Source organism: Lyngbya sp. CCY1209 (genome assembly GCF_055795065.1).
Map to the genome: position 1 here is coordinate 1 of NZ_JAYFER010000211.1, position 11,206 is coordinate 11,206.

General features: G+C 55.5%; 11 protein-coding genes. 6 read left to right on the forward strand and 5 right to left on the reverse strand.

The window, feature by feature from the left end; translation table 11 throughout:
- Nucleotides 1-118: 118 nt before the first annotated feature.
- Nucleotides 119-436: a TIGR03985 family CRISPR-associated protein gene (locus AC0QHF_RS04235; protein WP_324702938.1), complete on the forward strand. Its 318-nt coding sequence runs from the start codon at nt 119-121 to the stop codon at nt 434-436.
- Nucleotides 437-794: 358 nt separating this feature from the next.
- Here AC0QHF_RS04235 and AC0QHF_RS04240 read toward each other — a convergent pair whose 3' ends face one another.
- Nucleotides 795-1,778, reverse strand: a complete 984-nt coding sequence (locus AC0QHF_RS04240; protein ID WP_324702939.1) for a heme o synthase — start codon at nt 1,776-1,778, stop codon at nt 795-797.
- 126 nt (nt 1,779-1,904) lie between these two features.
- Nucleotides 1,905-2,840 (reverse strand): COX15/CtaA family protein, encoded by a 936-nt coding sequence (locus tag AC0QHF_RS04245; RefSeq protein ID WP_324702940.1) that lies wholly within the window; start codon nt 2,838-2,840, stop codon nt 1,905-1,907.
- Nucleotides 2,841-3,356: 516 nt separating this feature from the next.
- Here AC0QHF_RS04245 and AC0QHF_RS04250 point away from each other — a divergent pair.
- The 3 genes from AC0QHF_RS04250 (at nt 3,357) to AC0QHF_RS04260 (ending at nt 6,898) form a co-directional block, all read left to right on the forward strand.
- Nucleotides 3,357-4,364, forward strand: a complete 1,008-nt coding sequence (locus AC0QHF_RS04250; protein ID WP_324702941.1) for a cytochrome c oxidase subunit II — start codon at nt 3,357-3,359, stop codon at nt 4,362-4,364.
- Between the two features lie 83 nt (nt 4,365-4,447).
- Entirely contained in the window at nt 4,448-6,184 is a 1,737-nt protein-coding gene (gene ctaD / locus AC0QHF_RS04255; RefSeq protein ID WP_324702942.1) for a cytochrome c oxidase subunit I, read from the forward strand.
- Nucleotides 6,185-6,274: 90 nt separating this feature from the next.
- Nucleotides 6,275-6,898, forward strand: coding sequence for a cytochrome c oxidase subunit 3 (locus tag AC0QHF_RS04260; protein ID WP_324702943.1), 624 nt, complete (start codon nt 6,275-6,277; stop codon nt 6,896-6,898).
- A gap of 97 nt (nt 6,899-6,995) precedes the next feature.
- On the opposite strand, the gene AC0QHF_RS04265 is transcribed toward AC0QHF_RS04260, so the two are convergent.
- Nucleotides 6,996-7,538, reverse strand: coding sequence for a hypothetical protein (locus AC0QHF_RS04265; protein WP_324702944.1), 543 nt, complete (start codon nt 7,536-7,538; stop codon nt 6,996-6,998).
- A 375-nt stretch (nt 7,539-7,913) separates the two neighbouring features.
- Here AC0QHF_RS04265 and AC0QHF_RS04270 point away from each other — a divergent pair, with 375 nt between their 5' ends.
- Nucleotides 7,914-8,630, forward strand: a complete 717-nt coding sequence (locus tag AC0QHF_RS04270; RefSeq protein ID WP_324702945.1) for a PEP-CTERM sorting domain-containing protein — start codon at nt 7,914-7,916, stop codon at nt 8,628-8,630.
- A gap of 127 nt (nt 8,631-8,757) precedes the next feature.
- Here the strand turns inward: AC0QHF_RS04270 and AC0QHF_RS04275 are convergent, their stop codons facing one another.
- A complete protein-coding gene (locus tag AC0QHF_RS04275; RefSeq protein ID WP_324702946.1) occupies nt 8,758-9,021 on the reverse strand; it encodes a hypothetical protein in 264 nt (87 codons plus the stop codon).
- Between the two features lie 153 nt (nt 9,022-9,174).
- On the opposite strand from AC0QHF_RS04275, the gene AC0QHF_RS04280 reads away from it, so the two are divergent.
- Complete coding sequence (locus AC0QHF_RS04280; RefSeq protein WP_324702947.1) at nt 9,175-10,059, forward strand: DUF4114 domain-containing protein; 885 nt, start codon at nt 9,175-9,177, stop codon at nt 10,057-10,059.
- Nucleotides 10,060-10,181: 122 nt separating this feature from the next.
- Here the strand turns inward: AC0QHF_RS04280 and AC0QHF_RS04285 are convergent, their stop codons facing one another.
- Nucleotides 10,182-11,105, reverse strand: a complete 924-nt coding sequence (locus AC0QHF_RS04285; RefSeq protein ID WP_324702948.1) for a sensor domain-containing diguanylate cyclase — start codon at nt 11,103-11,105, stop codon at nt 10,182-10,184.
- Nucleotides 11,106-11,206: the final 101 nt, after the last annotated feature.

The window sequence follows — 11,206 nt, forward strand, 5'->3', positions numbered from 1 at the left end:
GGAGATTTGACCGCTACTTTGGCTGGTGCAAACCTGTCAGGGCAAGTCGGATCGTTGAAGGAAGAATCTCCGTCGCTGTCTTCGCGGGGAGTGTCAACTGGAACGGGCATTGTTGATCGTGCGGTTTTCTCCGAAATTTGCCCGCTGGTATGTGGATTATACCCGACACCACGAGACGTTTCAACCGATCGCCTACAAAAATTTAGAAAAACTGCTGCACCGGGAGATCGAAGATCCCCTGGAACGGGCGACCATTTTGCACGTCCTCAAACAGCGATCGCCCAACGATTCTTACTACCGAGGTTGGATCAGGATCGGCGATATCGACCTATTGATGCGGCTGCGAGAGTGGCGATCGCAGGGGGAAGTGATCGCGCCCCTGGCCGTCCGCCAGCAGTTGAAAGAAGAGGCGTTGCAGGACCTATCAAATTATTGATTAATAATTAACAATTAATCATATAAAATGCGGGCGATCGGTGAATCGTGATCGAACGACTTATGACGAAGGGCAACCCTATAGCAACGAGGGCTGGCGTGGTAACACGCCGGGAATGATCAATCTCCCGACTCCCGACTCCCGACTCCCTTTTATAGGTTTTGTAACTATACGAGCGGGCACTGCTATATAAGGTTGCCCCCACAGTTGGAAGGGGGGTTGGGGGATGGCGATCGATTGGCAGTCAAACGTATGATGACTGATTATCCGAACTCGATCTGAGGAGTGAGGAGTCAGGAGTGAGAAATTTCTTTCTACTCCCTACTCCTTATTCCCTAGCCAATCGGAATGCCGACAATTACAACAACGCCATCGCGCTTCCCATCCAGGTTTGCAGGTTTTCGCCCAACGCCATCGTCATTTGGTGGGTCGCCGGGAGGCTGTCAACGACCATTCCCGCACACAATAACATCATGTAGAAGATGGAATATTTGAACAGCGATCGCGCCACGTCCCGGTCTTCGGGAGTTTGCAACAACTGCCAAGCTTTTTGGATGAAAATCGCGCCCAACCACAGGGCGATCGCGGCGTAGACCGCGCCGCTGGTCCCCAACGGGTACACCAACAACAAAGTCGAGGGGATCAGGATCAGAGTATAAATCCAAATCTGTTTCGCCGTCGGTTCGTCCCCTTCGATGACGGGCAACATCGGCACGCCGACATCCCGGTATTCGTCCCGGATCATGATCGCCAGGGCCCAGAAATGGGGGGGAGTCCACAGAAAGATAATTCCGAACAGCAGCCAAGCCGTCCAACTCAACTCGCCCGTCACTGCGGCCCATCCCACCAGGGGAGGAATGGCGCCGGCCGCGCCGCCGATGACGATATTTTGGGTGCTGTGGCGTTTCAGCCAGTGGGTGTAGATGGCGACGTAGAAGACAATTCCCGACATCGCCAACAAAGCGGCCAGCAGGTTGGCGAAGACCGTCAGCAGGGTGAAGGAGGTGACGGCCAGGGCGGCGGCGAAAATGAGGGCGTCCCGGCGTTTGACCCGCCCGGAGGGGATCGGGCGCCAGCGGGTGCGTTCCATGATGTGGTCGATATCGCTGTCGTAAATGCAGTTGATCGTGTTGGCCGAGCCCGCCGCCAGGGTTCCCCCCGTCATCGTCACCAACAACAGCAGGGGATCGACCTCACCTTCCGCCGCCAACCACATCCCCGCCGCCGTGGTGATCAGCAACAGCAAAATAATTCGGGGTTTGGTGAGTTGATAGTAACTTTTGAGGACTTGTAACGGGTTGTCGTGGAGTCGGGATGGATTGGTGTGAATGATATCTTGCATGGATGATTCCGTGTTAAAAGAGTTCGTCGGAACTGGGGCGATCGCAAACAAGTCGGATCGGCGCCCATTCCAAAGCGTCTGAGGTGGAGGAGTGCGATCGCTCTGAAATGATAGCGGGGAAACCGATCAATTGCCCAGAACGCGGGATTGGGATAAATGACGGATGCCGCGATCGCGCAGTCCCAGCACCGTCAGGGCGACCAACAGTCCCAGCAAGGTCGCCCCCACCGCCTGGTGGGCCACCGTCAGGGGTTCAACTTGCAGGTGCACTTTGAACGTGGCGACTCCCAAACCGATCTGGGCGACGACGCAGAAGCCGGCCCAGTAGGCCAGACGCCGGAGGATCGGGTTGAGGGCGGACGTCCGCCAAGCCAGGGCGACTACCCCCAGCGTCATCAGGGTGGCCGGGACGACGCCGAGGATGTGGCCGTTCATCACCCCGCACAGTTGCGCGACCCCCAAACACTGGTGCAGGGCCCACTGGGAGGCCACCAGCCCCCCGGCGAGACTTTGCAGGTAAATCAGAACCGCCGCGGCCAGACCCACCCAGGGCAGGCGTCCGGCGTTGCCGGTGCCCCAGTAGGGCATCAGGGAACAGCCGATCGCGATCAGGGTGCAGAAAAACAGCAGCGCCGTCCCCAAGTGGGCGGTGACGATATCGAACCGCAACAGTTCCGTCACAGTGAGCCCGCCGAGAATCCCCTGAAATAGAACCAAAAACAGGGCGAACGTGGAGGCCCAGGGCAGCCAGTTGGGCAGGTCCCGGCGGTGCCACCAGGAGAGTCCCGCCAGTGCGATCGCCCCCAGGCCGATCAGGCCCGCATCCAGCCGGTGAAACCATTCGAGGAAGACTTGCAGGTTCATCTGGTTTGCGGGAACCAGTTGACCGTAACACAGCGGCCAGTCCGGGCAGGCGAGTCCCGCGTTCATCACCCGGGTGGCGCTGCCAATCGCCATCAACAGCAGCGTGGCGACGCTCAGTTTCCAGACGAGGCGACGGATTCTTTCTTGAGGCTGAGTTTGGGATGAAATCCCGGCAGTCTTGAGGACAGTGTTGGCCATGAGTTCCACCTGATCGAAGGACAGGATTGGGGTGGGTCAAAGGTGCCGAAGTCCAGGGGGAATTCCCCAAAGTCGGCAGGGTCGGGCGGTCAAAATTTGACTCCGGCCCGGGTACGCGATCGCCCGAACCCGCCCCCATCCCCAATCCTCGGATTTGATTTGATAATTCTTACCGATCTACCTTAGCGGTGCAACCCGAATCTGAACGGGGTTTTAGAAAGTTTTCGGATTTTAATCGCCTGTTGCAAAATATTACAATTTTTAACATTTATTTTAAGTTTTGTGTGTTTCGCGATGCGGGGGGAGCGGCCCGATCCCAAAAAAAATCTGAAGACCCGATCGCAAAGCCGGTGTTTTTTTTTGTGATCTGCTTTACCTTGGGAAGGACGGCTGCGAGCTGACAATTGGAGGCACTTGTCAACAATTCTGCTTCCATCCTTTAGGATCGAAAGCTGTACGCAAAGATGCACTTCCGCCCGGCCTCGGAATCGGAAGTGTCCAATAAGGAGGTATTCGGTGAATATTCCCAGCTCGATCTTAACTTTGCTGGTCGGGATCGCAATTACCCTCATCAGCCTCTGGTACGGTCAGAATAACGGCCTGTTACCCGTGGCGGCTTCCCCGGAAGCGGCGGAGGTCGATCGCCTGTTCAACCTGATGATGACCATCGCCTTCGGCCTCGTCTTGCTGGTGGAGGGGGCGCTGGTCGTTTCCCTGATCCGGTTCCGCCGCCGTCCCGGCGACGACACCGACGGCCCGCCCGTGCACGGTAACATTCCCTTAGAAATCGTCTGGACGGCGATTCCGGCGGCGATCGTTTTGGCGATCGGTATTTACAGTTTCGAGATTTATAACCAGATGGGGGGACTCGATCCGATGGCGTCGGGGTCCCATTCCATGCAGGCCCACGCCAAACTGTCCGGGGCGGCGATCGCGGCACCGCTCCCCGGGGAGGAGGATTCGACCCCTTCTCCCAAACAACTAGCCCTGGGCATCGGGGCATCTCCCGAAGAAATGGGTTCCCCGGCCGATCTCACCGTCAACGTCAACGGCTTGCAGTACGCCTGGATTTTCAACTATGAAGATCTCGGAGTCATCTCCGGGGAACTGCATATGCCCGTCGGCCAGGAAGTGCAGTTGAACATCACCGCCCAGGACGTGATCCACGCCCTCTGGGTCCCCGAACTGCGGCTCAAACAGGACGCCATCCCGGGACGCACCACCCAACTGCGGTTCACGGCCAACAAGCCGGGAACCTACAACGTGGTTTGTGCCGAACTCTGCGGCGGCTACCATGGTTCCATGCGGACGACGATGGTGGTTCACACGCCGGAAGAGTTTGAAACCTGGGTGTCGGAAAATAGCTTCGCCAACAACCCGGACGGGCAACCCGCGCTCGCCCAAAATCCGGCCGAACTGTCTGAGGCGGAATATCTGGCCCCCTACGCGGCCGAAGTGGGCGTTGATGTGGATGCGATCGCCCATTTGAAACACCACGCCCAAACCCCAGTTGTCGGGCTTTAGCCCCAAAATCAGGAGTCCGAACACAGAACAGAGAAAAATTCCATTCACTTTTCACTGTTCACTTTTCACTTTTCACTTTTCTTATGGCTCAAGCAAACATAACCGCCGACACTTCCATTCATTACGAAGAAAGCGATCGGCACTGGAAGGACTTTTTCGGATTCAGCACCGATCACAAAGTGATCGGCATCCAATATCTCGTCACCTCCTTCATCTTCTATTTGATCGGGGGGGCGATGGCCGGGATCGTGCGGACGGAACTGGCGACCCCGGACGCGGATATTGTCGCCCCGGAAATGTACAACAGCCTGTTCACCGTCCACGGAACGATCATGATCTTTCTGTGGATTGTCCCAGCCGGCGCCGGGTTCGCCAATTATCTCATCCCCCTGATGATCGGTGCCAGGGACATGGCGTTTCCCAAACTGAACGCCGTCGCTTTCTGGCTGATTCCTCCCGGCGGCCTGCTGCTGCTGGCCAGCTTCCTGATCGAGGCGCCCCAGGCGGGCTGGACGTCCTATCCCCCCCTGAGTCTGGTGTCGGGGAAAGTCGGGGAAGAAATTTGGATTCTCAGTATTTTATTGTTGGGAACCTCATCCATTTTGGGGGCGGTCAATTTCTCCGTCACCATCTTCAAAATGCGGATTCCCAGCATGGGGTTGAATGATATGCCCCTGATGTGCTGGGCGATGATCGCGGCTTCGGCGCTGATCTTGCTTTCCACCCCCGTCCTCGCCGCCGCCCTGATCCTGCTGTCGTTCGACTTGCTGGCGGGTACCAATTTCTTCAATCCCACGGGGGGAGGCGATCCCGTGGTGTACCAGCACTTATTTTGGTTTTATTCCCACCCGGCGGTTTATATTATGATCTTGCCCTTCTTTGGCTTGATCTCGGATATCCTGCCGGTGCACGCCCGCAAGCCCATTTTCGGCTACCAGGCGATCGCCTACTCCAGCCTCGCCATCAGCTTTTTGGGTCTGATCGTGTGGGCGCACCATATGTTTACCAGCGGCACCCCGGGCTGGCTGCGGATGTTCTTCATGATCACCACCATGATCATCGCCGTCCCCACCGGCATCAAGGTCTTCGGCTGGCTGGCGACCATTTGGGGCGGCAAGCTGCGCCTCAACAGCGCTATGCTGTTCGCGATGGGCTTCATCGCCACCTTCGTCATCGGCGGTGTCACGGGAATTATGGTGGCGTCGGTCCCCTTCGATATCCACGTCCACGACACTTACTTCGTGGTCGCCCACTTCCACTATGTCCTGTTTGGGGGTGCGGTTTTCGGCATTTTTGCCGCCATCTACCACTGGTTCCCCAAAATGACCGGGCGGATGATGAATGAAACCTGGGGGCGGGTTCACTTCGTCCTCACTCTGATCGGAGCCAATCTGACGTTCATGCCGATGCACGTTTTGGGACTCCAGGGGATGCCCCGCCGGGTCGCCATGTACGACCCCCGATTCACGGATCTCAACGTCGTCTGCACCATCGGTACTTATATATTGGCGGTTTCGACGTTCCCGTTTATCATCAACGCGGTTTGGAGTTGGTTCAAAGGGCCCAAAGCTCCCGGAAATCCCTGGGATGCGTTGACGCTGGAGTGGATGACGTCTTCTCCGCCGCCGATCGAAAACTTCTACGGGACGCCGGTTTTGAGAACGGGTCCCTACGACTACGGTACGAAGAAGACCTTGGCAATCCGCGCCCGTTTGAAAGAGATGGCCGGCAGCGCCCCGCCCCGGGCAAAAGAAGTCGGCGTCCCCCTTTCGGAAGCCCAATCTTCATCGCTGTTGGGCGAGTCGGAGGATTCGGAATAATCTCGAATTGTTCCTGAAGAAATGGGAGGGCATCCGCCCTCCGTCTCGGGCGCGATCGCCCGTTTGTATTACTACTCGGATTAAAAATTCATGCAAGGTTCAACAGTTGACGAGTCTCAAACCGTCCTCGGTTATCAACAGGAAACGGTCGGTTCGGAAGGTCATCACGAAGAACACCCCGATCACCGCATACTCGGAGTGGTGGTTTTCCTGGTGGCGGAAAGTATGATCTTCCTGGGGATGTTTTCGGCCTATTTGATCTATCGGGCGATGTCCGAACAGTGGCCACCGGAGGGGATCGAGCGGGAATTGCTTTTACCGGGTATCAATACGCTGATCCTGATTTCGAGCAGTTTCGTTATGAATCGCGGCAACAGGGCGATTAAGAAGGACGACGAGGCGGGTTTGCGGGTCTGGTTCGCGGCGACGGCGATTATGGGGATTGTCTTCTTGGCGGGCCAGATCTACGAGTACAGCAGTTTGGAGTTCGGGTTGACGACGAACCTGTACGCCAGTTGCTTTTACGTTTTGACGGCGTTTCACGGCCTGCACGTTACTTTCGGCGTCCTGCTGATTTCGGGGGTGCTGTTCCGTTCCCGAAAGGCGGGTCACTATTCTCAGGAGTCCCACTTCGGCCCGGAAGCCGCCGAGTTGTATTGGCACTTCGTGGATGTGATCTGGATTATTTTGTTTATCTTGCTCTACCTGCTTTAAGGTAGCTTCACAGTTTTCGTATTTTTTCGACCCCGGTTCGGGGTTTTTTTGTGGCAATTTGAGAGTCCAACTCACCCTACACCCTACACCCTACACCCTACACCCGGCGCACGAGGTGCGATCGCCAGTTGACGATGTTCTCAAAATCGGCTTCAGACCAGTTTTTGTAGTAGTCGGTTTCTCGGAGGCGATCGCTGGCGGTTTGCAGGTGGCTGAGTTTTTGAATCAAAACGAGGGTGTAGCGGCCGTTGCTGGTGTCGGTGTGGCTGAGGGTGGTGGCGGGATTGCGGGGACAGTCCGCCAAGGCGACGAGATCGAATGTCGCCAGGATTTGATTGAGATCCCGGATGCGGCGATCGAGGTGTTGCGGGTCCGCGACGTCGGTGGGGGCGACGAGGATGAAAACGTCGAGGTCGTCCCCCCACCGCTCGGCGGCAACGATCGCGGTATTTTCCAGGTTGTCGCAATTGAAGGGGGCGATGGGTGCGCTGTCGCGGATCGCGACCCGGTTTTCGCTCCAGGCTTTTCGGCTGAACGGACAGGGCGGCAGTCCGCCGAAGTTGGGGTGGGGGACGCTCAAGAACGTCTCAATCCAGTGGTGGAGGTGTCGGCGAACTCGGGCGATCGAGATAGTTTCCATGATCGATTTGAACTCTTGGACCGGCCGAATTCTAACACGACCTGACCCGAACGAGAAAATTTGGGAAATTTTCAGACCCCGTCCCTGACGGGCCAACTCGATCAAGCTGAATGACTCCGTATTTTCACTATCAATGGAGCGAAGTTGTTTATTGATCAAGCTTAATAACTCCGTATTTTCACTATCAATGGAGCGAAGTTGTTTATTGATCAAGCTTAATAAATCCGTATTTTCACCCTTCTTTGATCGGATTCGCAAAACCATTTGTCTGTTTACGAAGCTTCAGTAAAAGCTCCCTTCGAGCATTGACTGTTTCCATCAGATTGTGCCAATATGTAAATAACGAACCAGACCTACTCAAACCAGGGATTGACCATGAAAACTCAAATCTTTGCTTCCATCGCTGCTCTTCCTTTTGCTTTAGCCGGTGTACTTTCCGGAGCCGGTGCTGCTAACGCTGCTGGTTTTGGTGAATTTCAAATCGGCGGTGGCTTTTTACTTCCTGGTGGAATGAGCACAGTGACATTAAGCGATGAGGGATTAGACTTTAACCCCGAGCCGATCACTCCGATCGGAATTACATCTGCTACAGGCATCTTTGAAGGTTTTGACACGGCCAGTATTGAAGACTTCACGGCTCAAGACTTCACGACTTTACTCTCGCCTGTTCAAGTTGAAGGTGGCAACTCTTTCATCGACTTTGGTAACAGTGATCTGGGTTGGGGTGGTCTATCAACTCTAGCGAACGCTAGTATCCAGGACGGAGTAGACACTTTTGAGCTATATCAAGCCAGCTACCGGCTCTCAGAGAGTAATCCACAATATGGTTTAGTGAGTATTAATGTTGACCTCTTCGGAGACTTTAACATTGGTGGTCAAACCTATAAGGGTGCCGGCAACCTGACATTCCAAAAGGTTGGTACAACTGTTGCTGAAGTTGAAGCCTTACTGGCAAGTGGTGATCTGATCGAGGGTATGACTTTCTCTGGCGCTGCGTTTACCACTTCCGTTCCCGAACCCGCCACCGTATTCGGTCTCGGCGCCGTTGCCGTCGGTCTGGTTGCCAGCCGCCGGAGCCCGAAAAACTCCTAAGTCCCGAGCGCGTCGCTGGATACATTGATGTTGTTACAAAAATTAATTGTTGTCGAACCAATCGATTGGCCGGTCTTGACAGGCGATATTGTGAGGACGGGGGGTGAGAACCTCTCGTCCTTTATCATCAACTTGGGTTGATATCAAATCCGGTTAAATACTGGTGCCGATGGTTCTCGTTGTCTCCTTTCTCGGGCTGGCTGAATTCTAACACGACTTGAGGCGATCGCGAAAGTGCCGCCATCTCGGACGCTGCCTCCGATTCCTGGAACCCCGGACATTGGGGTTGACGGTCGGGATGGGAGAGAAGTTTGGGAAACGGGAAAAGGGTGGGGAGGTATGGGATGGTCAATTCTTCTAATTTATTACCATAATTTAACGTTTTTGTCAACCTGCGATCGGGTGTTTTTCGAGGTCAATTTCCGAATGTTTACCGAGTTGATCACCGGGGCGCACATATATCAAGTTTGATAATTCCGGATTTTCACTATCAATGGATCAAGGTCTGGTAAAGCCATCCGTGCATTTACGAAGCTTCTGTAAAATGTCCATTTTAGCGTTGACCGTGATTATACGGCTGTGCCAATATGTAAATAAGAAGAAAGACCAAACAAGGGGTTCGATTCTCATGAAAACTCAAATCGTTGCTTCCATCGCCACTCTTCCTTTAGCTTTGGCCGGCGTATTTTTAGCCCCCCAATCTGCGGGAGCCGCCGACTTCGGCACGAGCTGGGATGGATCTGGATACTCGCTCCAAGAGTTACTCGATGGCATCACCACCGACGGTCCGGGGGTGGACACGGTAAATGACCAAACCGGTTATGAGTGGTTTACAAGCACCGCCACCGGCAATAGCACTGCCAGCTTCATGTTCGAGATTGCGGGCTATGCACCGGACAATATCTTCGGTATTTACAATGCGGCGGGGACAAAAATCCAATTATTTGGCGGAGCCAACGATGAGGGGGATAGCTCTTATTTCACCTTCCTGGCCGACGGTTCGGTTTCGGTTTCTACCATTCCATTTGCTCCCGGCGCCAGTGTACCCACCACTTCACCCTCATACAACTTCTACACTGACTTTGGCAACGAGTTTGGTTTCTATCTGACCAACGGAGGCGGCCAAACCTTCTACACGCAAAACGCCCTAAACAACGGAGGCTACCAACAAGCTGTCGTTTACGAGGGAGACGATGCAACCACGATGGCTTTACCGGGTAAGGCACCCGGACTCTTCACCGACAACGAATTTATCATCGCGTTCGAGGATTTGTGGGTGGGCGGTCACACCGATCGCGACTACAATGACTTGGTGGTCATGGTGGAATCGATCGCGCCGGCCAGCGTTCCCGAACCGGCCACCTTATTCGGTCTCGGCGCCGTTGCAGTCGGTCTGGTTGCCAGCCGTCGGAGCCAGAAAAACTCCTAAGTCCGGAACCGATCGCTGGGTGCATTAATGGTGTCAGAAAAATTAAATTGTTGTCGAACCAATCGATGGGCCGGTCTTGACAGCCGATATTGTGAGGACGGGGGATGAGAATCTCCCGTCCTCTACGAATTTGCCCAAAAATCCGAACCGCCGGCATCGCCAAAAACCACATGGGGGAGTCCCTTACGTTTGGCCTGATACATGGCGCGGTCGGCTTCGTCCAACAACTGTTCGGGGACGGCGGAGGGGGACTGGCCGATCGCGATCCCGATACTGGTTGCGATGGTCAGGGTCGTCTCCTGAAGCTCGATCGCCCCTTGCAGCACTTGATGGATGCGATCGCCGACTTCGATGGCATCTGCAATTTCCCGGATCGGTTCGAGGAGGATGACGAATTCATCCCCCCCCAGGCGGGCGACCAAATCCGTGTCGCGGATGCAGGTTTGCAGGCGTCGGGCGACAATCTTGAGGACCCGATCGCCGGCGGCGTGACCCCAGCTATCATTGATCTTCTTGAAGCCGTTGAAATCCAAGAACAAAATGGCGAACTTGGAAAATCCGTCGCCCGGTTCCCGGGGCTGACAGACTTGGCACAGGCGTTTCATCAGGGCAGTGCGGTTGGGCAGGCCGGTGAGGGTATCGTGCAGGACGTCGTGTTGGAGGCGGTCGGCGATTTGCCGGTGTCTCGTCAGTTGAGTTTGAGCCTCCCGATACAATTCCGACTGCCGGATGGCGATCGCGAGTTGGTCGGCGAGCCGCCGCAAAAACGAAGGGGTCGCCAGATCCCAATTTTGGGCCCGGGGGTGGGCGCGGACCATCAACAATCCCCAAACCTCGGCCGTCCCGTCCCCGCCGGATCGCATGATGGGGGCGTCGAGGGTGTAGGGCCCGTCGGGGGAGGGTTCCGAAAGGGGTGTCCTGGCTTTCCGCCGGCTTCGCGCGATCGCCGTACCCGCCCCGTCCGCATCGAAGCGAAACACCGTCACGCGATCGGCGTCCAAGGTCTGCCGGATGGTGGTGACGGCGGTGGTCAAAATTTTTTCCAACTCCAGGGACTGGCGGACTTGGTGGTTGATACTCTGCGGGTTAAAACCACGCAGATTCTTAAGTAATCCAAAGCTGGATTCTCAAAGGCATTATCAAAGTG